Genomic DNA, 26,745 nt, shown 5'->3' on the forward strand with positions numbered 1-26,745 from the left:
CATGAACGATAAGTCTTTGAAAAAAGAGTTGGAAGATTACATGGAAAACGGAGACGAATTGGTTTTTGAATTTCCTAGTGAGTTTCCAGATATATGGTTGTATCAGAATCGCAAGACTAGAAAATATACTTTTGGATTAGAAAATAATCTGGTGTTTGCCAATACACATGAGTCTATAAGATTAGTAAAAAATGCTTTGGGCGCCGTTACTCGATGGATGATAGAGAATAGTTATGATGTGACATACAGGCTTAATTATTTTGAGACCTTTAGTAATGGAATCTCTATAGAAAGACAGTATGACACTATAGAAGAAGCTTACGCTGCTTTTAGAGTGCTTGCGTTAGGATTCATTGTCAATGCTAGAGATACTGCAGCGGAGGAAGATAAGAATAAGAAAACAATAGATAATATCGTGTTTAGGTATAAGCCGAGTTGCGAAGAGTGGGTGGCAACTTGTGATAAGCCTTTTGTGTTTGAGATGGCAGATAAAGATATTGTTAAACTGGCGGAAAAGGTGTGGAAAATTATACCTGAGATGGAAGAAATAGAAAGAGCAACCACTGAGAGAACAATTTGTGAGGATTTAAATGGCAGCGATATTAGTTGATTATGAGAATGTTTCAGGGATGCGGGGATTAAAAGGGGTTGAGTACCTGAATGAAGGTGATTATCTGGAAATATTTTATGGAAATAGTGCCGGGATGGCGGCTCAATATATGGACTACATAAAAGAAAGTGGCTGTAAATTTTCTATTCATAAGCTAAAAGATTCCAGGAAAAATGCTTTGGATTTTTATATTGCGACTGAAGCAGGAAGGCTTGCAGAAGAAGGACAAACTCAGATTGCAATCATCACAAGAGATAAGGGACTTTGCTCTATAAAAGACTATTTTGATACGAATGAAGAATTAGTGAAGTCGAGGCTGGTGATAAGCGAAGATATCGAGCATGGCTTGGAACAATTGGCGATTTCCAATGAAGATATACGAGCTAATCTTATTCGCCAGAGGCTTAAGTCTGTGAACTTTGAAATGGAATATAAACGCATGAAGGAGCAGGAAGATATAAGAAATAGAATAATAACTGCATTAGAAAATTCTGAGTTTAACAGTGTTTCTGAAAAAGTGGTTGAGTTTTATAAATCTTCCAGATCAAAGGCGGCTGGTAAGATTCATTTAGACGCGCTGCGTATATTTGGATTAAAGGACGGAGAAACCATATACAGACTGATAAAGGATGTAGTGTGAGTGTAAACAACAGGAAATGTTTGATACTTTTAAGGGATTATATTATGCATGTCGTGAAAGCAATTAGAGATGAGGAAGGTCTTATTATAAATATTCCAGATGAATACGAGTTTGATTGTGAGTCGTTATGGATAATACAAAAAGGAAAGGCATTATTTTTGGTTCCTAACGATGATAATGCACAAACAGAAGAGCAGGCGCAAAAAAGAGTTGAAGAATTATTATATGGGAGATTGCAATGAAAACAATCCAGCAAACGCTTAAGGAATTAGATATAGAGGAAGTAATTGATTATTATTTTGCTACTTATCCCATAGAGTTGTTTAAAGATTTAAATCAGAAGTGGGACAACAAAACTGTGGCTGAATGCAAGGAGCACGGCCGTAGTGAAATCAGAAGGTTGATTGAGAGACTTATAAACATGGAACCTAATCCAAATGTTGGTAAGAAGAGTATTTTATATGCTTCTAAATGTGTTTCAGAAGGTATTTCACATTATGTGATAGAAGGCCTTGTTGATGTGGAAGAATTGCTAAAAGCAGAAGACGTATCTGAAGTTGAATCATATGGCTATGAGTTTGAATGGCAAGAAGATACATTGGGATACTATGTTGCCGATACTGCTTTGACGCAGAATAATCTTTTGGAAATTGTTGTTAGTTATCTATATGAAGTCTCGTTTTTTGGTATTGATCAGGAACATATAGAGGAAGAGAAGCAACTGCTTGACGAAGCTTTTGAGCAATGTGAAGATCCTTCCAAATCACGTAGCTTTAACACGATTGAGGAATTATATGAGGATTTAGGAATTACTCCAGAGGAGGTTTATCCCGAGGAAGAAGAAAAACGTAATGCATATCATAAAGCGATAATAGAATATGATAGGTATTGTAAAGCCGTTGAGTTAGAGAGAATTAAGAAGAGTATCCTTTCGAGTGAGAGTTTTAAAGAAAACTGCGATATTGATTGGGACAAATATACTAATTTCAACGAGTCTCATAGAGCACTTGATCCTGTTGAGTATGTAAGGGAGATGCGAGATGATGATAGAGTTTTATGATCAGGCGTGGAAAGTGTTTTCGACCGATGCAGAGAATGATGGCGTTATAAGCCAATATGTTATTTGTATCATAGAAAAATATAGAAAAGACGATTCTATTCAGCGTGATTTAGGAGAGAAAATAAGCCAGATAGGGGATATGGTTGTCAGATGGGAGATTGCTTCAGACAGAATCATAGTAAAGTCAATTGTAAATGCGGAAGGCATAATTGCTGAACGCGCTGCACGTGCGGATAGAGAAAAATATCTGGCGGTACTAAAACGTGTTCCAGACGCTTATCCAGTAGGCGGAGATGAAATAGTTGAGAAAGTAACAAGGGATAATAGATGATTCAGATTTCAAGAGATGAGTTAAATTATCAGAAAAACACTTGAAGATATCTGATGAGGAAGGGCTTCTCGCACTTTGCCATCATAATAAAGAGCCGCACTTGACTTGGCTCCATTATATTTCCATATTTCCAAAAGCAGTTTTTTCATCTCAGGAAAGTTTGAGGTTTACCAGCGCATAAAGTATGGCTATTGCGATTCAGATGTCTGGTCTATTGATTATTGGTTTTTAAATGTAATGCCAGCGATGCTTCAACAGCTGAAAGAGACCTCGCATGGTTATCCGAGCAGTCTGGAAGGTTCGTCTCATGCTATGTGTGAGCATGGCATTGGAGAGGCCAATGACGATGAAGGAGCGAAACGGTGGGAGGCTATTCTTTCAGAGATGATTTTCCTGTTAAATGAGGCAAATAAGGACAAAAGCACTAGAAAGAATAAATACCAAAAAGAATATGAAAAGGCCAATGAAGAATTTGAGAACAAATATGGTGTGTTTGGAGAAAAACTCTTGACCAAGGCGGAAAAAGCTGAGGAGAAGAAAAACGGTACACAACGAGTATATATGCTGGGAGATGTTCCGGAATACAAAGAGATATCAGAACTATACTTCAATGAATCAAGAGCTCTCGATGACTATAGAGATGATTGCAAAAATAAGGCACTTGAGCTGTTTTCAAAATGGTTCTGGGACTTATGGGACTAAAAACTAAACTGCAGGTATATTTTTTCATGAATATGTTTATGGTATTATATTGGAACGGGATGGTGGCGTAGATTCTTTTTTGTTAATAGAGGAGGCAACCATGGACATTTTCGAAGTATTTGTTGATATGCAGGCTACAGGTAACAAAATAAAGCAGCTTCGCAAACAGAACCACTACAAGGTATTTGATCTTGCAAATGCGCTGGGGCTTGAATCTGAGCAGGCAATTTACAAGTGGCAGCGCGGACAGTGCTTACCTACTGTAGATAACCTTGTAAGACTTAGTATATTATTCGGATGCCATATAGATGACATTCTTGTTCATAACATGACAGCTGGAGAGGACGAAAGTCCTCTTCTTCCTTTATGTGCATAAATTGTGAAGAAGAACAGATGAGGGAGGTTATGAGAAATGTCGGTGTTAATGACAAAAGATAAAAAAGAATTGATAGTTACGTGCAAGTGCCATTGCGAGCAAGGATTCCATATTTGTGTAGATAAAGAAGATGAGGACTACTATGGTTTTCTTTGCTTTATGAAAGGAAATTTTGAAACTGAAAGCAATCTACATCCTTGGAGAGCGTTTTGCATCAAAATGAAAAAGATTTGGTCTGTTATCATGGGATGGGATTATTGCTACTCGGATACTGTGATGTCCAGGGAAGATTTTGAAGAATTCAAGAAGTATATAAATCAGTTTTAAGTAAGATGAGAGGTACATGTTTTGAAAACTATTCAGCAGGTTTTGAAAGAATTGGATATAGAAGAGGTTAGAGGTTGCTGTTAGTTATTTGTATGAGGTCTCATTCTTTGGCTATGAGCAGGAGGATTTGGAAGAAGAAAGACAAGTTCTTGATGATGCGTTTAGAGACATTAAAGAGCATCCGGAAAATCTGATAACAAAATCTCTTGAGGAGGTATATGAAGAATTGGGTATTCCTATAGAGCAAACTACTCCCGAGGATGAAGAAAAGCTTGATGCTTACCAAAAAGCAGGTATTGAGTACAATAGGTACAGTAGGGGAGTTGAACTTAATAAGATAAAGAAGCAGATACAAGGCTAGATGCGAGAAAATCAGCAAAGAATTCAGATGGATTCGAGCTGATTTTTTGAACGGCAAACATCTGAAAATACTGGGGTTGAAAGGAACATGTTTCATAATTCCAGGGTACAAGCGCAATTGGAATGTAGGGTTTATAGGACACAATAAATGATACTGTTGTACTAATAGAACGTTATAAATTCTTTTTGTATAACGTAGTACGGAGAGCAAAGTCAAGAATATGACAGCTCTCCGTTTTCTTATGAATGCAGGAGACACGGCACCTCCTACATGAAGGTGAAATAATCGTAGCATTGTTTCATTGAAATTTCTATTAAGCGAATATTAAATAATCAACAGCGCACTTTTTTGATACAATAGAATGGATAAAAGGGTCAGACAGCTTAAAACTATAATGATTGATAAATCAAATTATCATGATCATCTCGGCAAGACTGGAAATGTAGACGAATTAAAGGGATATATTCAGAATATATATGTCACACTGATGACTAGGGGAATCAAGGGAACATACATTTATGCATGCGATCCGGGGCTGAGAGAATATTTAAAGAAATATTTTTAGTAATCAAAATGAGGAAGACAGAAATGACTTTTGAAGAAACATGTGAGCGAATAGCTAGATTTACAGAGGAACGTGATTGGGATCAATTCCATAGTCCTGAGAATCTGGCAAAATCTATTTCAATAGAGGCAGGTGAACTTCTGGAATGCTTTCAGTGGAGCTCTGAAGCAGATGAAACAGCTCTGAAGGAAGAACTTGCTGATGTCATGAATTATTGCATTCAGATGTCACAGAAGATGGGATTTGATATCTGCGAGATTCTAAATGAAAAGATAGATAAAAATGAAAAGAAGTATCCTGTAGAGAAAAGCAAGGGAGTAAGTACAAAGTACGATAAATTACTTTTTCACTCAAAGGTGACTAGGGGACGGAGTTAAGGGTCCATTTTTTAGGAGGATTTACTATGTTAGAAGTAGGAACAAAGGCACCAGATTTTGAACTTCCTGATCAGAATGGGGAAATGCATTCACTTAAGGACTACAGAGGCAGGAAGGTTATTCTGTATTTTTATCCCAAGGATAATACTTCCGGCTGTACCAAGCAGGCATGCGGCTTTTCAGAGAGATACCCTCAATTTACCGAAAAAGGTGCAGTTGTTCTTGGAGTAAGCAAGGACACAGTGGCATCACACAAAAAGTTTGAAAAAAACTACGGACTTGCTTTCACTCTGCTTGCTGATCCTGAGCGCAAGGTGATAGAAGCCTACGATGTTTGGAAAGAGAAGAAAAACTATGGAAAAACATCCATGGGCGTAGTCAGAACGACATACCTGATTGATGAAGAGGGCATAATCATCAGAGCAAATGATAAGGTCAAAGCCGCAGATGATGCCGAGAAGATGCTGGGTGAATTGTCATGAGGATCATTTTGTCTCCTGCAAAGAAAATGAACATCGATACTGATACTCTTGAGCACCAAGGATTACCGGTTTTTTTGGATCAAACCAAAGAAATCCTTGATTGGCTTAGAATGCAGTCATATGCGGATTTGCAGAGGCTATGGAATTGTAATGACAAGATTGCGGAGCAGAATTTTAAGCGCGTTAAAGAAATGGACATTTATAAAAGGCTGACTCCGGCAATCATTTCCTACGAGGGAATTGCATTTCAGTATATGGCTCCGTCTGTTTTTGAGAACAGTTCTTTTGACTATGTTCAGGAACATCTGAGAATTCTGTCGGGATTTTACGGAGTATTAAAACCTATGGACGGGGTTACGCCCTATAGGCTTGAAATGCAGGCAAAAGCGGTAATAAATGGGGCCAAGGACTTATATGAATTTTGGGGCTCTTCACTGTACAAAGAGGTAAGGGACGACTCTGGAGTAATAGTAAATCTTGCTTCCAAGGAATACTCTAAATGTATAGAGAAGTATCTAACACCCGAAGACCACTATGTAACAGTTGTTTTTGGTGAGATGGAAAAGGGTAAATTTGTTACCAAAGGAACGTATGCAAAAATGGCTAGAGGTGAAATGGTCAGGTATATGGCAGAGCATCAGATAGAGGACCCAGACGACATCAGATCTTTTGACAGACTAGGCTATGTTTACAGAGAAAATCTTTCCAATGCCACACAGATAGTGTTTGAACATAGCTAGATTTCCTTTTGTTTAGACATGGATAGTTATTAGATTTTGGGGAACCGATATTAAGAAACATGCTGAAGAATGCGTAAAAGTCGTTGAGGAAGTAATATTAGATGTGAAGGTGGATGAAACTGATGGTGGAGATTGCTGATCTTAATAAGATTATCGCCATGAACATAGATAAAGATATTTTAAAGGAAATAGAACATAATCCCGAGAGATATTGTGAAATTGCTAGACATAGAGGGAAAATTGAGCAACCTGGGATTCTAAAGATTATAGGTGATGTTAGAAGGCATTCTACATTCAAATATGAAAAAGAGCATAAGCAACTATGGAGTCTTTGGGGGAAGGTGGATAAGGAAAAATGGATATGTGTAGAGGTAGGGAGTAGCAACAATATCATAAATGAGATATGTGAAATAATAAGACTGATGGCTTCTGTTCCTTTTGAGGTTGGAAAAACAGGGGCGTTTCATAAAGGGGTTAATCTCTATAGTTTTTATACATATTCTGACAAAAACAGTTGCAAGTATCGGAAATGTAATGAACTTTTTCAAGAGTTCATTTGGGTCGAAATTCATGTTGAAAACTACGTTGAGGCATTGGATATAGGTGGCTATAATTGTGTTAATTACGCTGAGGTTAAGTATGCTTATGACAATAAGGCATTACTGTGGAACCCAGCACCAGCTATGTATGGAAACAAAGAGAAAGAAATATTAGGGAGATTTTTGAATGGGAAAGACAGCAATAGCATATTACAGCAATCGTGACATGGGAACATGAGTATATTTGATGTTTTTAGAAAGAAAGTAGCTCCAAGGGTAAATGGCTACAAGACCATAACGACTATTGAACAGACGCATAACAATCCTGGCGGATTCTCTTTTGAATACTTAGATACAGAGGTGACCATCGTCAAAGATGATAAAGGTAAGCGATATCTTCGAGTATACAAGAAGGAATGTACAGCTGAAGGAAATGGAAGACCAATAACTACGCTCAACGATGATTGCTATCCGCTGACAAATAATGAAGAAGTTACTCCGCAGAATTGGAAGAAGGTTATGTTAAGTCATTTAAGCGAAGCAATCAGTCTTAGTTATGATAGTTATAGCGGAGTGTGAATTATTTAAGTTGCTATAATTATGTTTGATTTGCATAGTTAGTGTATTAGACGCAGGATAACCGCCAAGATGACCGTATATAAGCACATTGTCTTTAGATATAATGACTTCAACATCAAAATTGTTGGAGGGATTATAATATGAGTGCTAAGATTTTATTGATTCTTGTTTTGGGTGCAACGATAATGCCGGTATGTTTTCTGTTCGGTATTCCTGCATCAAAATATAACAAAGAGGCTGCGAAGGAAGAAACGGAGGAAATAAAATGAACAAATATGTTTCGTTGGACAAAAGAAGTAAGAAACAGCAAAAAGAGTACCATTCCAAACAGAGACGCACCTGGGGAGAACTTAATCCAGTAACAAGGAGCGTTCCGAACGGAAAGGCCTACAACCGCAAGAAAGAAAAAGAGAGAATCAGCAAAGAGTTCCGAGATGGATTTGGCGCTGATTCTCTTTTTGATTGGATATTAGAACTATGGAAAATACAGTGTGTAGGATAAGCTTACACACTGTATTTATTTTATAAGGTCAGTATTCCATTTTTTTTACGCATTCTAAATCTGATGCTTATTTTAGATATTATAGTATTAAATTGAATGTATACCTATTTTCTTTTCATCAGTAGCATTCGTTTATCTATTCTAGAAGTAATGACTCAATTATTTATGCGATGTCTATGTTTTTTTATCCTAACAATCCCAAATGCAAGAAGATATATCACAAAAATGATCATGATAAACATATATATTGTACTACTGATATGTGTATTGTCTCCAAACTTATGAATAGTAGCTTTATCAGATGCTAAAAGAATAGCTAATATGTATATCATTAATAAACTAAAAATAGCAATATCAAAAGCGGGTAATGTTTTATGTTTAACAGATAAATAGAAACTCTCAGCGACAACAATTGCAAATGGAATCACACACAAAATCAATATTGCTAGCTGTAACGAAATCAGATTGCCATTTAAATTTATGAATCTACTTTTTCCCTCCCACAAAAGACCGCTTAAAAGTGTTATAAAAACTGAAATAACACTTACAACAAAACATCCCTGATGTAAATATGTCGTGATTGCCTCATTATACCAATTATCGAATTCAAAATATGCTTTTATTTCCTTTGCAAATATTGGTAATGCCAGGAAATAGCATAGATTGTTAAATGGGAAGGGTAAAATGAAATACATCGGAATAATTACAGCTAATAATATAATTATGTGCTCGATCTTCTGAGTCTGAATTTCTTTTTTATCTCTAATTGACAAAAGATCTTCCTTTAGTAAGTCCCCAATGGCACTCAATTTCTGATCTTCATCTATTTCATTTAATTTTGATTTCGTCTCAAGAACTTGAGCATACTGATTATGCAGCCCCTCTAATTGCTCATGATACCTGTCTTTAAGCGCTGAAGCTTTTGCAATATTTGGCAATTTCTCGTTTATTTCCTTCTTATATTCATTCGTTTTGTTTTCACACAATTCAAGCTCATCCTTTGCCTTGGCTAGCTTTTCTGATAATTCATCCACGGTAATAGAATCTTTAATTAGTTTTATAATCTGCTCGTTCTTTTTCTTATCTATGAGGTTATCTATTGACCCCTTTATAGTCAAAATAGTCCCTACTCCGCCAAATATTGCCAAAAAGCCACTGAATGCAACTCCTTGCGAACTACTGAACCAATTAACTATATTCCCAATATTATTCATGCTAATACTCCTCCAACCCTTATGCCTATCTCTAAAGTTGTACCCCTTGTTATTTTACCTATTTGCCCAACTAAAGGAAAGTGGAAAAAATTAGAGCTCTTGATGTGGTTTAAGGCCACACCAATAGCTCTTTCCTCATGTCCTTTTGAAACAAGATAGTATCAATAGCGAGAACCAACAATATCGTTCTCTTCATCACTGGTACCACTACACTTATATATCTACTAAAATTCAGTTAATTACCGTCGCCCAGATCCTTTGAATTTGCTGTATTCATAACTTCTCCAGTATCGGCGTTGACGAACTCGACCTGAATATTATCTGCTTTTTCTCCGCTGAACACTCCGTACATTCCACCAAATGTATAGAAAGCCATTACTGAAAAGCTTTCTGAAAGACTTAATTCACTACTTTTAGTAGTTACCGTGAATTTTGTATAATCGCTGTTGGCCTGAATACTTGTAATGTTAGGGTACTGTTCAGAACCAATCATTTCAGCGGTAGCATTGTCTATCTGCTTGGCTACAGTGTCAACTAACTCTTTATGCTGAGCTTTTGTCATGACATATGTAACGCTTCCATCATCATTGAGAATAGCTGATTGATATCCTTTTTCAGCTACTGATTTGTCCAATTCTTCCTGGGTAGTATCGCCTATAAAGTCTTTGGGAATTGTAATCGTAACATCAAAAAGGTTCTTATCTACATCGACATCTCCAATGGCCTCCAATTCTTCCAGAACATCTGATGATTCCTCACTTGCTGCTTCCAAGGTTTCACTTACAGTTTCTGTAGCCTCTGATGATGCTTCTTCAACTTTTTCTTCAACCTGTTCTGCTTGCTGCTCATTTTGTTCATGACTTGAACCACATCCTGCCAGCATCGATGATGCTAGTGTTCCTGCTAATAGGATTGCTAAAAACTGCTTTTTCATAATGTTTTCCCTCCTGAAATATCTTAAAAACAATCAATACAACTATTATACAAGATTTTTAATTAATCGCATTATTATATTAAGTTTACATTTGATTTATATATCGATGATAGAATAGTACTTGTAAGATTGTAGTCTGAGATGAATGAAAGGGGTTAGATGCAATATGGCTACTACTACAACTACTGCAAAGGCTAAATGTCCAAAATGTGGTGCAATAATTCCTGCACAGTCAGTCAGTTGTCCTAAGTGTGGTACCCGTTTTAAAAAAAGTACTTCAACTTCAGCGGGAACAGCACAGAGTAAAGGTGTAAGTCCGCAGAAGTCTTCAGCTAATCGCACTGTGACTAATGGTAATAACAATGTTGCAAAAAATGCTAATCAAATAAAGCAAACTCAAGCCAAAGCTGTAAAAAAGAAGAATTCATGGATTAGCGTTGCTGCATTAGTATGCTCATTATTGTTAATTACTGGCCCAGTAGCTGTTATTCTTAGCATAATTGATATAGCAAAAAAAGATGACGAACATAAACATGGATTATCTATTGCAGCAATGATTATAGGCTTTTTGGGATGCATGGGGTGGGTATCAGCTTTTTTGCCAGATACAAAAAATGATGTATCAGAAACTACAACAGAAGCTCAAAATAATGCAGAAACATATTCAGAATATGTTTCTGGACTAGAGATAGCTAATGAGCGAAAAGGTAGCAATGATTATAATTCACAAGAATCAAATATGATTATGCCTGATGTTTTAGGACTTGAAAAATATGATGCTAAAAGTGATATTAGGGACGCACTCGGAAGTGGTGTCAAGTTTGAAGAAGAATCAGAATATAGTGATTCCTATGAAAAGGGCGTAGTAATACGAACCAATCCAGCTGCTGGAGTGAAGGTCAAAGAAGGTGAGGCAGTAACATTATATACATCAAAAGGAAAGCAAAAAATAATGCCCAATATAGTTGGGATGGATGCTGAAAGTGCTGAGCAGTTACTCTCTGACATGGGTATAAATATGTATGCTACAGAAGTTTTCAGCGATAGTGCTAATAATACAGTTGTTTCAGCAGAATTTGAGCCTGGAACAGATTTATCTAGTGAGTATTCTGTAGATGTTGAGATTTCAAAAGGAAGTTTACAAGCATTTAAGGATTCGACGCAAACTATAGGATATGAGGCTCTTTACAGATATCCAGAGACATATGAAGCTACACCTTTGAAAATGAACGTAAAAATAACGAAAATAGAGGACTCTAGAATACTGGGAGTAACGTATAGTCTTTCATATTGGGCAATATATGAAGGAGAGACAGTTATTTTATATGATGATAGGTCGGTTCAGGAACCTACATTAAAAGTTGGAGACAAGGTAACAGCATATGGATATGGTGATGGAAAGGCTACAATAGATATTAAACAAAAAGAATATCAGGGAAGCCTGCTGCTAGGATTTTCATATAATAAAACTGTAGATTCATACTACGTTCCTAGAGTAAAAGTAGAGCATTTTGAATTAAGATAATTATCAAGCAGAATGTATAATAATAACAACTAAATTTGAAGCAGTTCTTTCTCTCCCAGAAATTATGATAAGGAATCAGGCAATGTGGTAATGAAAAACAGAGCTTTGGTAAAAACGAATACTAAGAGCAACCATGGGAAATTTATGGGGGGTACTTCGATGTCTCATATGCAGAATAAAAATAATCAAGTGTTCTGTATGACATTACGGCTTACTTACGCCTAACAGACAGATAACCTATGAGATAGTATCAAAAACTATGTGCAAGAGTAAATTCCGTTTTTGTTATTTGCTTTAAAAACCGGAATTTAAAATTTCACATTACGCGCTTACTTAAGGTGCTGATGGTATAACGAGGTTACGAAACGAAACTGAAAAGTTACGAATCGTAACCTTTTCTATTGCGTAAATTTATGTGCCTGAATATAATCACCTCATCAGAGTCGACTACTGAGAGGTCGGAAGTCATGATTTAATTGTTCTGACCGATATGGCAAGATTACGAAGTAATCGTGCCGATTCCTTAAAGGAGAGCTAACAACATGGATGAAAAAGATAAGCAGATTTTGAATTTGATCAAAGGCAATGCTCGTATGAGCTATCAAGAAATTGGTGATGCCCTGGGCATTTCAAGAGTGGCAGCCAAGAAGAGGGTCACAAAGCTTGAGAGTGAGGGAATCATCCGTCAGTACAACACCTACATAAGGCGTGATGATGAGATTACGATGCTGATTGATATTATCACAACACCTGATGGCTTTGACCGAGTACTGGATTATGTGGCAACAAGAACTGAGGACGTGAGGCAGATTTTTACCACTATAAAAGAACATCATATTCACATTGTCGCTGTATCTACTTCATCCCAGAAGATCAATTACATGGCCAAGATAATTAGGAAAGCTTGCATAAATGATATTGAAGAATATCATGCTCGCACTGTCCGTGAGATTATCAAGGACGTCTACGGAGGAATTGAATATGAGCGAAAATCAGAGTCAGGCACTGTCACAGATAATTGAGCAGATAACCGGGGATCACGTATATGAGAAGAAAGGCAGCAGGTTCTTTTTCAAGATATATCTTAATTCTCAGATGAGTGAGACACCGATTGAATCTTTAGAGCTGGGGGTGAGAGCCTATAACAGTTTGAAAAGAGCTGGTTACAGCACTATTGGAGAACTGGCAGAGTCAATCGCTTCCGGAACGGAAATCAGCAAGATTAGAAACTGCGGCGCCAAGAGCTGCAGAGAAATAATGGAGAAGCTCTTTTTATACCAGTACAGCGCACTTCCCAAGGAAAAGAGAGCAAAGTACATCCTGGAAGTAGTGCAGATGAATGCAGAGAGAAAGAACTAAGGGAGGGCTTAACTATGGCAATTAAAGGAGCAGTTCTTGGAGATATATTGGGTGCGCAGTATGAGTTCGACAGGCCAAAGGATCTGGACTGGGAGCATGTAGCTCTTTTGTCTGATCAGGGAGTTGGCTTTACGGATGATTCTGTAATGAGTCTTGCAATCAAGAAGGCCATTGTAGAGGGTAAAGATCTAGTTGAGACCATGGTGAGTGTTGGACGAGAGTATCCTTTCTGTGGATATGGCGGAAGGTTCTATAACTGGATCAATGGTGAGAGTCACGAGCCTTATAATAGCTGGGGAAATGGCTCTGCCATGAGAGTGTCTTTTGTTGGTGAGTATTACGAAGACTATGAAGAAATGCAGAAGATGGCTGAGACTACAGCAGTGGTTTCCCATAATCACCCTGAAGGAATCAAGGGAGCTGTTGTAACTGCAACCTGCGTCTGGATGGCTGGGCACGGTAAGAGTAAGCAAGAGATTTACGATTATGTGCTGGAGCAGTATCCAAAGGAAGATTACGAGTACAGCATTGGCTATAGCCTTGAAGAGATCAGGCCGCGCTATGTGTGGACCGAGAGTTGCCAAGGGTCAGTGCCTGCGGCTATGAGATGTTTTTACGAGAGCAGAGACTACGAGTCATTCCTTAGAAATGTCTTTTCCCTGGAATGTGATTCTGATACCTTCGGGGCAATTGCTGGAGGTGTGGCAGAGGAATTCTATAAGGGATTCGGTAATATCGATGCGGAGGGGCTACTCAAGACATATTTGACTCCGGATCTTTATGAAATTTTGGTGATGTGATGGCCACCTTTGTAGGCCAGGACTGGCTTCGCGGATAGAGGGATTTTTATCACCCACCTGATCGTGTAGGCTGTAAATGTAAGGTAAATGTGAGGACAGAAAGTTATTTCATAGAAATAGAAAAATAACTCATCTGAAATAACAAAAGAAAATATTTTTGAAAATGGGTTGAGGCTTTATGGTTGAGATACAATAACACAAACCCACCCAAGAGGGAGGAAACATCATGACGAAGTCATGATTAGGAATAGTTCCGACCGAGAGGGCAGGATTACGGAGTAATCGTGCCAATACATTATTACAAGGAGATTTAACCATGAAGAAGATGTTGATTGGTTTACTGATGGCGATGGTAGTGATGTTCATGACAGTAGGTGTATCACCTATAACTGTAGAGGCATCCAATAAAACTAAAACTTCATATACAACAAAGAGCAGTTCAAGTAAATCTAAGAAAAAAACAAGTAGTTCTTCCAGTAAGAGCAAATCCTCTAAGAGTACAAGTAAGAAGAGTAGCAGCTCTTCAAAGAACACTACCAAGAAGAGTGGCAAGAAGAACAGCAGCGACTATTATGGAGCTAAGAATTATAAATCAGCTCAGGATTTCGCAGATGATAAGTACGAAGAGTTCTACGATTACGAAGATGACTACGAGGATGAAGACGAGGCTTACGACGCTGCAGTAGATTACTGGAATGATTACAACGACTAAAACTAAGATAGATTAAGACAACTGGGGAATGGCATGAAAAATAGCTATTCCCCTAGAGAAAGAGGCATTAAATGGATAACAACACAAGTAAAAACGCGCTTGAAGGAGTTTTGTTTGTAATAGGAGTTTTAGCAGTTGGAGTGGTAGCTTTCCCATTTTTGATCATTGGCTTTTTTAGTTTATTGGCTTTTTTGGAAGGCGATACAAGGCGAGAGTTTTCTATGCCTGGAATTTGCCGAAGATGGAAAGGAGTATTCAGCAGAAGGAAATAAGCCCTCTAAAAAGGCAGTAGAAGTTAAGGATATACATGGCAGGTACAATACCGATTATGATATTGAGTGGACTAGCGATAGCTCTTTTACCGTAGAATGGGAAGTATGGGACGCAGCGCATTTTGCGGATGTTGAGATAGAGGGCAGGACTTATACAATCGTAGCTGAAGGCTAGGATAAAAGTGCCAGTCACATCAAAGGTAATGGGGTGAATAGATGGGATTGTTTTCTTTTGGAAAGAAAAAAAGTGATGGTTATATTATCAAGGAGATCAAAGAGTCTGGTTCAGGACTAATAACAGCTATTACCACATCAAAAAAATGGGGTGAAGACTTTAGGCTGGTGTGCAGATCAGAGGAGCAGATATCTTATGCGCTAGGATGTCTGGATTATCTTGATAGTATGCCTTTGGAAGTAGAGAAAAGACTCTGCAAATATCTTGTAAGGTATTATAAGGATTTTGAGCAGTTTTTAGATGATGAACAGAAGGCTGACATGGGAACAGTAAACGAAGGATCTGTCCTAAAGCTTATCAGGATAAGGTCTGTGATAGTTGATGATCATTGCCGCCGGGATAGAGTTGAGTTCCATATAGAAGGTGGATGCAAATGGGAAGTTGAGCATGGCCTTGAGATCACCATATCTGATGGAAAGATACTGTATGTAGGTGCATTTGAAGACTATGGTCCTAACACAAGCAGATTGGCGTATATAATCGACAAGTATGGATATTATGATCCAGACAAAGACATGAACACTAACTACGTGGATAAGGATGCTTGAAACTTTTAAATAAGCAGATATGCACCTGTTGACAAAGTCAGTCAAGGTTTTTTTGCATAGACCGGAGCTTAATTGTAAGATATAAGATTTCAGGCTAAAATACTGTGTGAAAAATAGAAAGCAACGGTAAAACAGAATGGATTATAACGTGATTTATAACAATAGGAAAGCGATTCTTACTGGCTTTTTTGATTCAAAATGCTTGCTGTTTGACATGAAGGATGGGAAACCAGATTTTATCGGCTTTAAGATTATAGAGAACTACCCGGATGGCTACTATTGTGTTTTCTTTTCGCAGATACCAATAGAAGAACGAATGAAAATTCGATTAGATAACGGGCAACTTTTAATGCAGGAATGCGTATGCTCCTTGCTTTTTGACGACAGGCCAAATAGCCCGCTGCTTAGGGATTATGTTGAAATTATAGGAGATGATCCTATTGATTATGATAGTATGGGTGATTATGCTGATTCTTCTAAGTATGCTATTGTAAAGTGTAAGACCTGTGGCAAAGTATACAGGGTTAATAAAAACTCAGGATATAGAACATCGTTCTTTAAGTGGGCCGTAAGTCAGGATAATAACTGAAAAACATGCGCGAGTACTACAAATGAACATGGTAATTACCGTCATGGTATCTGGAATTGGAACTACATGTGAAAGAAATATAAAATTGTCGCTTATCATATTGATATTTGCCACCTCACATGTTATATTTTAATTGCCAGATGAGCGTGCTCATCTTTATGGAGATAAGGAGCTTCTCCCACTGGTTCTGACAGTGTAAAAACTCGAACTCCGAGATGGCTTAATGTGGCGCGTGTCGTTATCAGGAGACCATCAAAACCTTTTACGGATAGGTTAATCCGTGCCGCGAGGCAAGATGGCGGGCATCTATAAAATCAGAGAACTAGAGCAAAATCAAGTCCGATTGGATTACCCAACCGGGCTTTTTGCTTTGATTTGGGGTATATAATGGCAAGAAAAAGGATTACGACAACATCCTGGAGTTATAACAGCATAAGGGTCAAGTCCCGTATGCTCCATTATTTAAAATAGATACTTTTTAACGGCTCCGGCGTGGACATAAACATCATCTGAACAATGGTCTGTGCCGGAGTTATATTGTCTGTAAGGAGCCATTCTCTTGTAATTCCAACGGTTCCATAGCAATAAAGCCTTATGCTGAACTGGATTTGTTTTTCCAGAGTATCGGTACCAAGGATCCTTTTTGCTTCCTGGGCATATCTGTCCGAAAAGTATTCCATAATGTACTGCCAGAGAGCATTCTGGGAGGAATCTTCAAAAGCTCTTTTGTTAAAGAAGGGGCAAAGGTTGTCGGAGCAGCAAGAAGGGAAGGCAATGTCCAGAAAGTTATGGACGAGATTGCAAAAGAAGGTAATTTTGAGATGACAGCCATGCACCAGGATGTTGGCAAACGCGCAGACTGGGAAGAAGTAGTAAAAGAGACTGATCAGGTCCTGAGGATGTGGCTTACGGGGTGCTTTATCTTGCAAGTGATGAATCTGCATGTGTTACCGGAAGTGAGCTTGTGATTGACTGTGGACATCTACTGATCTGATAAATGAAAACATAGTTAAGCTAAATAATTATGCGTCTATGACATTACCGACTGTTTACAAGATGAAAATTCCTGTAATCCAGCATGAAATTGATCATTTTTCAGGAGTATTAATTTGATGGAGACGAAATATATAAAATGGCTTAATCTGATACCGCTTATTATGTTCTTCATAGTTGATAAACTGAGAGGAACACTGATCAGCAGGTATTTACTGATAATTATTGTAGCCCTCGGAGTTATAAATATGTTCCATGCTAAAGGCATGAAAGAGTATGTGATTTCATCGCTGATGCTTGTAGCATCTACCGTTGTGGGAATGATTCTTTACACATATTATGACTACTATTTTGTCAGTGCTGATCCTGAGACTCCGATTTTTGGTGCGGCGCTTATGATAGTGTATGGATTTATTTCTTTTGCTGTCGCTGCAGTTGGAACTGTTGTAGTGGTGGTAAAGGATAGATGCTGTGGAAATAAGACACCAGAGGATTTGAAGAGAGTATGAGGATAGCGAATAAAGAATGTATGATGTGGTAAGCGAGATCAGAAAACTGGAAGAGCAGTACGGTGAAGAGTTTAACTGGGGAACAGAACTGAAAAATGAATTCTTTGAGAATGAGCTTAAGAAAGAGGCGGTTCTTGCATCAAACTCAAATGTTAAGGCAATAGCTAGAAGCTATTCTAATGATGATGTTCTTTTCCTGTTAGATGATAAAGTTTATCGTATATATCACCTTACATATTCTGGCGGAATGCCTAAATATCAGGAATTCATCGATGGGAAAGCAGCTGTGGATTATATAGAAAATGATTTCAATGAGTATAGATGAGTGAGGAGTGGGAGGCAGTGCTTAATCAGGGTAATGCAGAATTGTTGCTAAAGACAACGTAGACAATATGAGTCAGGTGTCGCTCAATTGAGCATACTTACAAAAATACAAGTGAGGATTAAAATAGTGAATACAAAGGATATCCAGAGAAGAATATATCAGAACAAGGTCAGCAAAGGCTTTAACACAACAAATATCGAAAAAGAGTTTTGCTTTATACATGGTGAATTGGCAGAACTGTATGATGCATATCGAAAGAAACTGCCTACTGTCGGCGAGGAAATGGCCGATGTTGCGATATATCTTTTAGGTATGGCTGAGATTCTCAACATCGATTTAGGTGCAGAGATCGTCAGAAAAATGGAGATCAACGAACACAGAAAGTATGAGAACTCTAACGGGGTCAACATCCGCATATCAGAATAAAAAAATAGCATCCCTGGGCTCTGGTGAAACGTCGTCACCTTTGCTGTGGATGCTATTTTTTTACTTAACAACTATTCCTGCCGCTCGTGAAGCGTAAGCCACGTAAAGTGAAATGGATGTTTTTCTTATCTGCTTATATATACGAATGAAGGTGATGTTGTGGCAAATAATTTTTGTTGTTTGTAAAAAAATAATTCTCCTAAATGGTGAAATGAGAGAATCAGCATGGTATTTAGAGATGGAATTTCTGGGCCCATTGTACGAAAGTGATCAAGATGCAGGATTTCATGTAAGCCAAAAAATTAGGCGGCTTACACGAAAGTGGTAGTAAGGTGTAGTTTCATATAAACAAGTATAAAAGAGTTGAAGTGGAGGCTTTACACGAAAATAGCTGAAAGGTGTGAATTCATATAATCAAGTTAAGTATCATAGAACTGGTGCTCTTACACGAAAATAGAAGACATATATAGTTGTGTGTAAGAGAGGACTGAAGTGGCTTTACATGAAAGTAGCATGTGGGCGTAATTGCATATAAACAAGTTAAAAATACTATAACTATAGCCCTTGCATGAAAACCTTGTGCACACCGGAACTTGATATAAGTGCCAGTCAGTGCGAACTTTTCTTCACATTACGGTCACATTACACCACTGAAAAATCAATTCTAAATTATATTTCTTATGAAAACGTGTATAATTGAATATGTGTAAAGAATACTAAAATAGAGAAGGGAGAGGTGTTCTTATGGCAGACGAAAAAAAGATTGAAATATCTGATGAAGAGGCACAGAAGCTCTTAGACAAAGGAAAGAAGAAAGCCGAAGAGACAATTAATGATGTGGATAAATTTGAGCGTTTACTCCAGCGAATTGAGAGGAAGCTGAAGCTTGTTCCAATTGCTGGAACGACCTTAGCAATCATCCCAACGATGATATCGTTAGTTAAATCCTATGTACAAAAGGAATATACTGATATTCCAATAGGATCTGTTATAGCAATAGTAAGTGCACTGATTTATTTTGTTTCACCAATTGATTTGATACCTGATAATGTTCCTGTGATTGGTTATATTGATGATATGACAGTAATTACAGTATGTTTGAAAATGGTTCAATCCGACATTGATGAGTATTTGGAGTGGCGTGAAAAGAACGGAAAGAACATTGAATAGTGGTTATCTGCTTGAAAAAAGCTTGATAATATAATTAAAACTTTAGTATTGGAGGGATTAGAAAATGAAATGTCCAAAGTGTGGAAATGAGAATTGCTCTGTGATTAATGAAACACAGACTTCTGGAAAGGATTTTAGCGCAGGTAAAGGATGTCTTGGTGCATTATTACTTGGTCCTATAGGAATCCTTTGTGGAGCTTGTGGTAAAGGAAAACAGACAAAGAATATAAATTATTGGGTTTGCAATTCTTGTGGTTATAAGTGGAAAGTGTAATGAACAAGAAGGATAAAGTATGGATCAAGCTAATGGATATAGGTCATGTGCTTGGTTGCCATCAGATGGAAAGTAGGAGTTTTTCAATTGGCGGATATCAATTTCCATTATGTGCTCGATGCACTGGAGTTCTGATAGGTGAGTTGCTTGGAATAGCATGTATTATCGGTGGACTTCGTATATCTTGGATTATGATACTGATATTTATTGCCGTTATGGGAATAGATTGGTTTATCCAATATATTGAATTACTTATGTCAAACAATTATCGACGAATTGTGACCGGTACAGTTTGTGGATTGGCTATGACATATGCATACTTCTATTTGATAATTTGGGTTATTAGATTTGCTAAGACAATAATATAACTCTTATATAGACCAGTACTCTGTTGCGATGCTCAGTCTGGTCTATTATTTTGTCCTAGATCGGGTGCGCAGGACATGGAAATGGACCACAAACTAAGCCTCCTAGGTCCATTCCTTATGTATATTCCCTGGCACCATTGCATGAAAATAGAAAGAAAAAATGACAATCACTGTAAAGGAATAATTCGCGTAAAAATCATGTCCTGTAGTGAAAGGAGGAATGCACTGCAAAATACTATGGAAAAAAGGTAGTGCAAATTTCACATGAAAATTACAGGACAAACAGCAAGTGATATTTTCAAAAAGGATTCTTTACAATTGAATAATGACGAGGAGGTAATAGCAATGAACAGCAATCCGGAACGCTATAGTGGCGTATACAAAGAATTGGCAGAATTGCTGGGCGATGCTGCAACATTGAAGATCTGGAAGCGCTTTTCTGGTCTTAATATCACATTCCCCCAGAAGCTTTATTCAATTGAATTTCGCAAGGAATTTATCAGTGAAAATATGCAAACAATGAAACCATCAGAGATGGCTAAGGTTCTTGGGCTTACAGAGAGAAGGATTCGCCAGATTATTACCGAAATAGCTAATGAAGATGAGTAAAAAGAGCTGGAGATAGATTATTGGCTAGGTATATTGGTATTAATTGTTATGATGTAAAATAAGAGATGGTTACAGAATTACTTATTGTAAAAGATTATACTTAAGGAGCCTGTCAATGGGTATTTTAGAACCAATAACGCATAAAGAAGAAATACAAAATTTGCTGGATGAAGCGAAAAAAATCTATGATGACGCGCAAAAAGATTTTGAGCATCAAAAGAAAGAAACATCCAAGGCATTAAAAGAGCTTGGCAAAATAAAAGTTAATGCATGGTCGGAAGGGATGGATTCATTTGCGAAATCATTTGGGTCTTTCAAGAATGTTGAAATCAAACGTATTGAGGATTCAAACATGAATTTTATTGGATGCGGTGAAGAACCCAAGGAGATGCTTATGAACATCGAGAATGCTTCAATGAATGCAAATGAGGTGGCCAAGGCAGGATTTGCAGCAATAGGAACTGGAGCGTTAGTAGGTGTTGCAGCATATGGCGGTGCAATGATGTTTGGTACGGCATCAACAGGAACGGCAATAGCTGCATTGAAAGGGGCGGCAAAAAATAATGCAACACTAGCGTGGTTTGGCGGTGGAGCTAAGGCAGTAGGAGGCTTGGGAATGGCTGCTGGAAAGCTTGTTTTAGCTGGAGTTGTTATAGCGCCGATTCTCGGTGTTGCAGCCGCAATTGCAAGTGCAAAAGGAAAAGAAAAGCTTGCTGAGGCAAATAGAATCCATTCAGAGGCAGAAAATGCAGCTTCACAGATGAAGATGATTTCGACAGGAATGCACGGAATTGAGAAAATGTCAGATAACTACTCTGACTTTATAAAGAGGTTTGGGAAGAAATTTGAGCCTTTTATTAAGGAACTTGAAAGAATAAAAAGTAGCCACCCGATAGATTCCAATGGACAAGTGGATTTTGATAGTCTGTCATTAGTGGAGCAAAAGACTTTACATTTATCATGGCTTATGGCGCAGATTTATTATCACGTTTTAGCAACCCCAATATTAACAGCTGAAGGGGAGGTTTCAAGTGAGGCGGCATCAGCTTTAAAGACGTCAATGAAAGATTTAAAGAAAGTGAAAAAAGAAACTTTTAAAATGAAAGGGGAGGACGCTCTAGTCGGAAATCTTGTATGGCAGCCAGTAGCAAATAAGATGCTTGTAATTAATTTTATTGCAGTTGCTTTTGCAATTGTAATTGGAGTATTCACTGTAAAGGAAAGTGTTTTGAAGGGCATATTGTATATGCTGTGCAGTTTAATAGCTTTTCCTATATTTGTTAAGTTCAGAGATCTGCCAGCTAGTCGCTTATATGTTTGGAGGCTTGTGAGACTGATATCGTCATTGGGAATAATGGCGATAATCGCATATGTGCTCTAACAGGAGGTGAGAAATGTCTTTGTTTGGAAGAATAACCAAAAAAGTATCTAAAAATGCATCAAAGACGGTGGGTACCTTACTGGGAAATGCAGCTTCTCAAAATGCTCAAAATGCAACAAATGCTGCTATAGAAGGAATGGATCTGTTCAGATGGAAAGTTAGTACTCCCATAATTCAAAACGGACCTTTTGATGCTCAAAAAGGAAATCTTTTTGAGTATATTGAAGCTGCGAAATTTAATGTAGATGCAGCTTCAAAAGGTATGTCGGCTAAAGCAATAGTTACAGATACTTATGATGCAGGTGCTGCTGCAGATATACTTATTAAAGATAAAGATGTAATAAAAAAAGAAGTACAGGCAAAGTTTGTACAATCTACGAATAACGGACATGATAACAGCGCTGCTAAAAGCGTTTTTGATCAGGCTGGAGGACAAAAAGGGCATTGGGGCAAATACGATGGAATGGATAGGCTTATCCGCAAGGATGACCATTATAACGAGAATGGCTCCTTATTAGACGAGGCAAAAAAACTATCAAAAGCGCGTGCCGAATCTGATGGAATTTATGCAGACTATTATCGAGATGTTCATGAGCATCTTACAGATGAGTTGAAATATGATAAGGCAACTTCTGGAGGAACAACAATTGAGGAAGTTCGAGAAGCTTACGATTCTCCTGATAGGTTTGCTAGAAAATATGAACATAAACAGGTGGCAGCTGAAATGAAATGTTCGGCTACTAACATGGCAAAAGCAAGCTTTGTTACTACAGGTATAGTTTCAGGTGTGACAAATATGTTTGATGTCTTTCAGGATAAGAAGGCATTATCGGAAGCTTTAGCAGATGTTGGAGTAGATGCTGTCAAAGGTGGAATTAGAGGCGGTGCAACGGGGGTTGTAAGTACTGTTATACGATATCAAGGTGTTAAAGAGGGAAGTGCTTTGTTGAGTGACTCAACAGCAGCTACGGTTATGGCTGGAGGAATAATTGATGGTGGAGTAGCGCTATATTCATATGCACGTGGTGAAATATCAGCGGAGGAGTTAAAAGAGCAAATTGTTGATACAACAGCTAAGGCAGCAACAACGATATACTTTACAAAGTCTGTTACAGCTATAATGGGTAAGACTGTTAATCCATTTGTTCCGATGGCAGTATACACAACAGCTAGCTATGTGGTTACATGCACTCGTGAGATCATAAAAAATGCCAACCTTAATGCGGAAGAGTATGAACGAATGGCTGCTGTTCTTCAAGAGTCTACAAGACAAATGGACGAATATCATGAAGAGTTTAAGAAGCATATTGCAAAATGCGAGGCAAAGCAACGAAAGATGTTTGATAGGTTCATAGATTCGTTCGAGTATAATCTTGAAACTGGAGAGAACTATGACCAGGCATTGATGTCAATAGTTCAATTTGCTGATGAAGCTGGGATTGCTTTGCAACACGCTAATTTTGGTGAGTTTCAAACAGCTATGAGATCACAAGAACCGTTCAGACTTGGGTGATTGTTGTGGAGAGTAGATGTAAGTAGAAGCTATATAATGAAGCGGAGGTATATAAAGTGGAGTTTAGAATTGTAAATGGGAACATAATAGATGCGAAGGTTGATTCGATTGTTCTTCCAGCGAATTCTATGTTAAAAGAGGGAAGTGGTACTTCAGAAGCTATTTTTGAGGCTGCAGGGCGAAAGGCACTAACCTGTTGCATCAAAGTTTGCTGAAGATCAAATGCAAAGAGGATTAGAGTTTATAAAGAATCCAGAGAATCAGAAGAAAGCATTCGAGTTAGGGCTTGTCGCTGTAAAATGGGCTTTTGAAAACAGAGACAAATTCATAAAAAAAGAAAAGTAGTTATTGAAGAGGTTGATGATAATTAAAATGTTCTCAAGGCTGGTTACAGGTACTGTGAACATATATGGCTAAATGATGAGAAAACAGCATTTTCGATTACACTAAGGGATGCAAACAATTCAGAATGGGAAGAAGATATACTGACGTGTTTTAATACTAATGAGGAAGGTGAGGAGATTATAGGATGAAATTGGTTGATGTTGTTTGCCCTCGCTGTGGGGCAAATTTGAAAATTGATACGGAGCACGAAAAAGCGTTTTGTGAATATTGTGGTGCAGAAGTGCTTATAGATGATGGGATTCAGCATGTGAAATACGAAAATGCTGAACAAGCAGGATATGATTTTGAGAAAGGTAGGCAACGTGCGCAGCAAGAGGCATCTGAGATATCATCTAATGATAGTGAATCTGTTAAGGTGACTATAAAGAATCAAAAAAATAGGCATAAAAAAGGCAAGATTCTTTTGATTACGATTATTTTGGCAATAATTGTTGCAGTGGTAGTTGTAGTATTTAATAAAACATCTGATGACAGAGCCGGTTCGGTTGATGATGAGGTGAATATAGAAAAAAGTAAAATGACAGATGATAAAAGTACTACTAAGAATAATGCAAAAAAGGAAAGTGATAGTGAAATCCAGCTTCAGGAAACAAATGAGAAGGTAATCGACTTAGCTGGACTGTGGGTTCAGGAAAATCATGAAGAACATGCTGATTCTTATATGGCAGCTACTATACGTGAAGATGGCCTTATGGGGGTGTTCTTTATCGTCGAAGGAGACAATACACCTTATACTTATTGGGTTGGTACATATAAGAATCCTACGGATGATTCAAAACAATATGAATGGATATCTGACAGCACATATGCCGGTAATGGGATTTTTGCTTCTAGTGATGATACTAAGAAATTCATTTATGATAATGAAAAAATCACATACACTGTTACTATACAGGGTATGAGTAATGATATTACTCTTGTCAGAGAAGATTGGGATGATTCAAAAATCCCAGAATCAGCGTTTGGCTCTGTGAAGATGGAAACGTCGGGATTTGAATCACTTGAAATAAAGGATTCTGGTTGGTATGTCGAATATGGGTGTCTTATGTTTTATGTGACATTGTACAATCCTAATAAGGAGATAATGGTCGAATTCCCTAGCTACAGAATAACAGCGAGGGATGAAAATGGAGCTTTGATAGATACAATGGAACATTCATTAAACAAGATATATCCAGAGTCAGAGGTTACATTTGGTTCAGTAGCATTTTTAGTAGATGTAACGCCCGCTACAGTGGATTTTGAGGTTATTGAGCCTAAAGAGTATAATCTAAAGAGGATAACCAGTGGTAATGAACCCAAACCATTGGAAGTTAAGAATGGTGCGGTTAGAGTAAATAAGGTAGTAGGTGAAATTTATAATCCTAATGATAACGATATAGATCAAGTGAGGGTTTTGGCAATTTGTAGGAATACTAGTGGAGAAGTGATTGCTATTGTGGATGGCTATATAAGCAATGCTAGGGCTGGTGAGAATACACCATTTGCGTTGGATTGTAATTTGAAAGAAGATGTTGCAAGCACTTCATTCTATGCGTATGATTGGGGATATACGTTTTAATTATGTAAGAGTAGTTTTACTCTTATATCTTGTGACGCAAAAGCGCTTCTTTTAGGAGGCATTTTTTCTTCATAACAAGGTGATAGGTTCAGCGAACAATTTTTTACAGTATCTGTCACTCTGCTTCTTATAATTTGCCTATAACGTCGAATGAGAGACTTACCAGAACGGTAGTCTCTCATTTTTCTTATGAATGCAGAAGACACGACAGCTCCTGCATGAAGGTGAGTAAATCATAACATTGTTTCATTGAAAGTTCTATTAAGCGTATATTAAATTTGGCATATAATAAAAGAGACGAAGCAAATAATAGATGGGGAGCTGATCTGATGAGACTTTTTATTGCAATCTGTTTTGATGACAATATGCTGGACAGCCTTGGGGAAATTCAGGATGACTTGCGGCGCTGCGGGGTAAAAGGGAACTATACTCGCCGTGAGAACCTGCACATGACGCTGGCCTTCATTGGGGAGTATGACGATCCTGAGCAGGTGGTGGAGGTTATGCAAAAGGTGCCGCTTAGGTCTTTTTCTGTAAGGCTGAGTGGGTACAGGCCTTTCAGAGATATGTTTTTTGCTGAGTTTGAAGAAAACGAGAGCCTGAAAGAGTATGCGAAAAGGCTTAGGAAAGCTCTTTTGGAAGAAGAGATTTCTTTTGACAGAAAGAAGTTCATGCCGCATGTGACGCTGATCCGGAGAGCAGACTGCACTAAGGGCAAAGCTTTTTTGCCAGAGTTTCAGGAAAGTGACGCTATGAGAGTCAATGGCATTTCTCTCATGAAGTCTGAGCAGGGGAGGCATGGAGTGGTATATACGGAAATTGGGTATGCCAG

General features: G+C 37.8%; 41 protein-coding genes. 38 read left to right on the plus strand and 3 right to left on the minus strand.

The window, feature by feature from the left end:
* Position 1 precedes the first annotated feature (1 nt).
* The 17 genes from G631_RS0113570 to G631_RS19305 all read left to right on the plus strand — a co-directional run bounded on the left by G631_RS0113570 (position 2) and on the right by G631_RS19305 (position 8,191).
* The gene (locus G631_RS0113570) at positions 2–610 is read left to right on the plus strand and encodes a hypothetical protein (protein WP_026489917.1); all 609 of its coding nucleotides are present in this window, start codon (positions 2–4) and stop codon (positions 608–610) included.
* A complete protein-coding gene (locus tag G631_RS0113575; RefSeq protein ID WP_026489918.1) occupies positions 591–1,250 on the plus strand; it encodes a PIN domain-containing protein in 660 nt (219 codons plus the stop codon). The genes G631_RS0113570 and G631_RS0113575 overlap by 20 nt, the downstream gene beginning before the upstream one ends.
* On the plus strand, positions 1,247–1,492 hold the full coding sequence (locus G631_RS0113580) for a hypothetical protein (protein ID WP_155833933.1): 246 nt from the start codon (positions 1,247–1,249) through the stop codon (positions 1,490–1,492). Before G631_RS0113575 ends, G631_RS0113580 begins: the two co-directional genes overlap by 4 nt.
* Positions 1,489–2,310: a DUF6557 family protein gene (locus G631_RS0113585; protein WP_026489920.1), complete on the plus strand. Its 822-nt coding sequence runs from the start codon at positions 1,489–1,491 to the stop codon at positions 2,308–2,310. The genes G631_RS0113580 and G631_RS0113585 overlap by 4 nt, the downstream gene beginning before the upstream one ends.
* The gene (locus tag G631_RS0113590) at positions 2,291–2,641 is read left to right on the plus strand and encodes a hypothetical protein (RefSeq protein ID WP_026489921.1); all 351 of its coding nucleotides are present in this window, start codon (positions 2,291–2,293) and stop codon (positions 2,639–2,641) included. Before G631_RS0113585 ends, G631_RS0113590 begins: the two co-directional genes overlap by 20 nt.
* A gap of 312 nt (positions 2,642–2,953) precedes the next feature.
* A complete protein-coding gene (locus tag G631_RS19285; protein ID WP_155833934.1) occupies positions 2,954–3,343 on the plus strand; it encodes a hypothetical protein in 390 nt (129 codons plus the stop codon).
* 100 nt (positions 3,344–3,443) lie between these two features.
* The gene (locus G631_RS19290) at positions 3,444–3,719 is read left to right on the plus strand and encodes a helix-turn-helix transcriptional regulator (protein ID WP_035789848.1); all 276 of its coding nucleotides are present in this window, start codon (positions 3,444–3,446) and stop codon (positions 3,717–3,719) included.
* A 36-nt stretch (positions 3,720–3,755) separates the two neighbouring features.
* Positions 3,756–4,046 (plus strand): hypothetical protein, encoded by a 291-nt coding sequence (locus tag G631_RS21265; RefSeq protein ID WP_026489922.1) that lies wholly within the window; start codon positions 3,756–3,758, stop codon positions 4,044–4,046.
* A 127-nt stretch (positions 4,047–4,173) separates the two neighbouring features.
* Entirely contained in the window at positions 4,174–4,407 is a 234-nt protein-coding gene (locus G631_RS0113610) for a hypothetical protein (protein WP_155833935.1), read from the plus strand.
* 394 nt (positions 4,408–4,801) lie between these two features.
* A complete protein-coding gene (locus tag G631_RS21595) occupies positions 4,802–4,972 on the plus strand; it encodes a DNA/RNA helicase domain-containing protein (RefSeq protein ID WP_242829107.1) in 171 nt (56 codons plus the stop codon).
* A 23-nt stretch (positions 4,973–4,995) separates the two neighbouring features.
* Complete coding sequence (locus tag G631_RS19295; protein ID WP_035789849.1) at positions 4,996–5,349, plus strand: nucleotide pyrophosphohydrolase; 354 nt, start codon at positions 4,996–4,998, stop codon at positions 5,347–5,349.
* Positions 5,350–5,375: 26 nt separating this feature from the next.
* Positions 5,376–5,831 (plus strand): thioredoxin-dependent thiol peroxidase, encoded by a 456-nt coding sequence (gene bcp / locus G631_RS0113625; RefSeq protein ID WP_026489925.1) that lies wholly within the window; start codon positions 5,376–5,378, stop codon positions 5,829–5,831.
* Positions 5,828–6,571, plus strand: a complete 744-nt coding sequence (yaaA, locus tag G631_RS0113630; RefSeq protein WP_026489926.1) for a peroxide stress protein YaaA — start codon at positions 5,828–5,830, stop codon at positions 6,569–6,571. Before bcp ends, yaaA begins: the two co-directional genes overlap by 4 nt.
* A gap of 122 nt (positions 6,572–6,693) precedes the next feature.
* Positions 6,694–7,335 carry a hypothetical protein gene (locus G631_RS19300; protein ID WP_155833936.1) on the plus strand — a complete coding sequence of 214 codons (642 nt, stop codon included), beginning with the start codon at positions 6,694–6,696 and terminating at the stop codon, positions 7,333–7,335.
* Positions 7,336–7,344: 9 nt separating this feature from the next.
* On the plus strand, positions 7,345–7,689 hold the full coding sequence (locus G631_RS0113640; protein ID WP_026489927.1) for a hypothetical protein: 345 nt from the start codon (positions 7,345–7,347) through the stop codon (positions 7,687–7,689).
* A gap of 140 nt (positions 7,690–7,829) precedes the next feature.
* Positions 7,830–7,958, plus strand: coding sequence for a hypothetical protein (locus G631_RS21470; protein WP_255345428.1), 129 nt, complete (start codon positions 7,830–7,832; stop codon positions 7,956–7,958).
* Positions 7,955–8,191, plus strand: coding sequence for a hypothetical protein (locus G631_RS19305; protein WP_035789850.1), 237 nt, complete (start codon positions 7,955–7,957; stop codon positions 8,189–8,191). Before G631_RS21470 ends, G631_RS19305 begins: the two co-directional genes overlap by 4 nt.
* A 155-nt stretch (positions 8,192–8,346) precedes the next feature.
* Here G631_RS19305 and G631_RS0113655 read toward each other — a convergent pair whose 3' ends face one another.
* Together G631_RS0113655 and G631_RS0113660 are read right to left on the minus strand one after the other, a co-directional pair.
* On the minus strand, positions 8,347–9,405 hold the full coding sequence (locus tag G631_RS0113655) for a hypothetical protein (protein ID WP_026489928.1): 1,059 nt from the start codon (positions 9,403–9,405) through the stop codon (positions 8,347–8,349).
* Positions 9,406–9,640: 235 nt separating this feature from the next.
* A complete protein-coding gene (locus tag G631_RS0113660; protein WP_026489929.1) occupies positions 9,641–10,339 on the minus strand; it encodes a hypothetical protein in 699 nt (232 codons plus the stop codon).
* Between the two features lie 166 nt (positions 10,340–10,505).
* Between G631_RS0113660 and G631_RS0113665 the strand changes: the two genes are divergently transcribed.
* From G631_RS0113665 to G631_RS0113700, 8 genes are all read left to right on the plus strand, one after another.
* Positions 10,506–11,864 (plus strand): PASTA domain-containing protein, encoded by a 1,359-nt coding sequence (locus tag G631_RS0113665; RefSeq protein ID WP_026489930.1) that lies wholly within the window; start codon positions 10,506–10,508, stop codon positions 11,862–11,864.
* Positions 11,865–12,406: 542 nt separating this feature from the next.
* The gene (locus G631_RS0113670; RefSeq protein ID WP_026489931.1) at positions 12,407–12,886 is read left to right on the plus strand and encodes an Lrp/AsnC family transcriptional regulator; all 480 of its coding nucleotides are present in this window, start codon (positions 12,407–12,409) and stop codon (positions 12,884–12,886) included.
* On the plus strand, positions 12,846–13,223 hold the full coding sequence (locus G631_RS0113675; RefSeq protein WP_026489932.1) for a DNA-directed RNA polymerase subunit alpha C-terminal domain-containing protein: 378 nt from the start codon (positions 12,846–12,848) through the stop codon (positions 13,221–13,223). Before G631_RS0113670 ends, G631_RS0113675 begins: the two co-directional genes overlap by 41 nt.
* Before the next feature lie 14 nt (positions 13,224–13,237).
* The gene (locus G631_RS0113680; RefSeq protein WP_051197261.1) at positions 13,238–14,023 is read left to right on the plus strand and encodes an ADP-ribosylglycohydrolase family protein; all 786 of its coding nucleotides are present in this window, start codon (positions 13,238–13,240) and stop codon (positions 14,021–14,023) included.
* A 316-nt stretch (positions 14,024–14,339) separates the two neighbouring features.
* On the plus strand, positions 14,340–14,735 hold the full coding sequence (locus G631_RS19310; RefSeq protein ID WP_035789851.1) for a hypothetical protein: 396 nt from the start codon (positions 14,340–14,342) through the stop codon (positions 14,733–14,735).
* Positions 14,736–14,900: 165 nt separating this feature from the next.
* Positions 14,901–15,182 (plus strand): hypothetical protein, encoded by a 282-nt coding sequence (locus G631_RS0113690; protein WP_026489934.1) that lies wholly within the window; start codon positions 14,901–14,903, stop codon positions 15,180–15,182.
* Between the two features lie 41 nt (positions 15,183–15,223).
* The gene (locus G631_RS0113695) at positions 15,224–15,790 is read left to right on the plus strand and encodes a DUF6985 domain-containing protein (protein WP_026489935.1); all 567 of its coding nucleotides are present in this window, start codon (positions 15,224–15,226) and stop codon (positions 15,788–15,790) included.
* A gap of 136 nt (positions 15,791–15,926) precedes the next feature.
* On the plus strand, positions 15,927–16,379 hold the full coding sequence (locus G631_RS0113700) for a hypothetical protein (RefSeq protein ID WP_026489936.1): 453 nt from the start codon (positions 15,927–15,929) through the stop codon (positions 16,377–16,379).
* Between the two features lie 458 nt (positions 16,380–16,837).
* Here G631_RS0113700 and G631_RS21650 read toward each other — a convergent pair whose 3' ends face one another.
* On the minus strand, positions 16,838–17,323 hold the full coding sequence (locus G631_RS21650; protein WP_196803878.1) for a TetR-like C-terminal domain-containing protein: 486 nt from the start codon (positions 17,321–17,323) through the stop codon (positions 16,838–16,840).
* Here G631_RS21650 and G631_RS21655 point away from each other — a divergent pair.
* From G631_RS21655 to thpR, 13 genes are all read left to right on the plus strand, one after another.
* On the plus strand, positions 17,293–17,373 hold the full coding sequence (locus G631_RS21655; RefSeq protein WP_442855811.1) for a hypothetical protein: 81 nt from the start codon (positions 17,293–17,295) through the stop codon (positions 17,371–17,373). The genes G631_RS21650 and G631_RS21655 overlap by 31 nt on opposite strands.
* Positions 17,374–17,491: 118 nt before the next feature.
* A complete protein-coding gene (locus G631_RS19320) occupies positions 17,492–17,881 on the plus strand; it encodes a hypothetical protein (protein WP_051197266.1) in 390 nt (129 codons plus the stop codon).
* Positions 17,882–17,897: 16 nt separating this feature from the next.
* Entirely contained in the window at positions 17,898–18,206 is a 309-nt protein-coding gene (locus G631_RS0113715) for a hypothetical protein (RefSeq protein WP_026489937.1), read from the plus strand.
* 126 nt (positions 18,207–18,332) lie between these two features.
* Positions 18,333–18,632: a hypothetical protein gene (locus G631_RS0113720; protein WP_026489938.1), complete on the plus strand. Its 300-nt coding sequence runs from the start codon at positions 18,333–18,335 to the stop codon at positions 18,630–18,632.
* A gap of 744 nt (positions 18,633–19,376) precedes the next feature.
* Positions 19,377–19,802, plus strand: a complete 426-nt coding sequence (locus G631_RS0113730; RefSeq protein WP_026489939.1) for a YkvA family protein — start codon at positions 19,377–19,379, stop codon at positions 19,800–19,802.
* Positions 19,803–19,866: 64 nt separating this feature from the next.
* Positions 19,867–20,076, plus strand: a complete 210-nt coding sequence (locus G631_RS0113735) for a hypothetical protein (RefSeq protein WP_026489940.1) — start codon at positions 19,867–19,869, stop codon at positions 20,074–20,076.
* Positions 20,076–20,444, plus strand: a complete 369-nt coding sequence (locus G631_RS0113740; RefSeq protein WP_026489941.1) for a DUF2085 domain-containing protein — start codon at positions 20,076–20,078, stop codon at positions 20,442–20,444. The genes G631_RS0113735 and G631_RS0113740 overlap by 1 nt, the downstream gene beginning before the upstream one ends.
* Before the next feature lie 345 nt (positions 20,445–20,789).
* Positions 20,790–21,053 carry a Mor transcription activator family protein gene (locus tag G631_RS0113745; protein WP_026489942.1) on the plus strand — a complete coding sequence of 88 codons (264 nt, stop codon included), beginning with the start codon at positions 20,790–20,792 and terminating at the stop codon, positions 21,051–21,053.
* A gap of 115 nt (positions 21,054–21,168) precedes the next feature.
* On the plus strand, positions 21,169–22,434 hold the full coding sequence (locus tag G631_RS0113750) for a hypothetical protein (RefSeq protein ID WP_026489943.1): 1,266 nt from the start codon (positions 21,169–21,171) through the stop codon (positions 22,432–22,434).
* A 13-nt stretch (positions 22,435–22,447) separates the two neighbouring features.
* Positions 22,448–23,947, plus strand: a complete 1,500-nt coding sequence (locus G631_RS0113755; protein WP_026489944.1) for a hypothetical protein — start codon at positions 22,448–22,450, stop codon at positions 23,945–23,947.
* A gap of 56 nt (positions 23,948–24,003) precedes the next feature.
* Positions 24,004–24,162 (plus strand): hypothetical protein, encoded by a 159-nt coding sequence (locus tag G631_RS21000; RefSeq protein ID WP_155833937.1) that lies wholly within the window; start codon positions 24,004–24,006, stop codon positions 24,160–24,162.
* A gap of 314 nt (positions 24,163–24,476) precedes the next feature.
* Entirely contained in the window at positions 24,477–25,913 is a 1,437-nt protein-coding gene (locus G631_RS20380; protein ID WP_051197267.1) for a TFIIB-type zinc ribbon-containing protein, read from the plus strand.
* A 329-nt stretch (positions 25,914–26,242) separates the two neighbouring features.
* On the plus strand, positions 26,243–26,745 hold a 503-nt coding region (thpR, locus tag G631_RS0113775), incomplete at its 3' end, for an RNA 2',3'-cyclic phosphodiesterase (RefSeq protein WP_026489945.1).

The sequence above is a fragment of the Butyrivibrio sp. XBB1001 genome (assembly GCF_000424505.1).
Classification (GTDB): domain Bacteria; phylum Bacillota; class Clostridia; order Lachnospirales; family Lachnospiraceae; genus Butyrivibrio.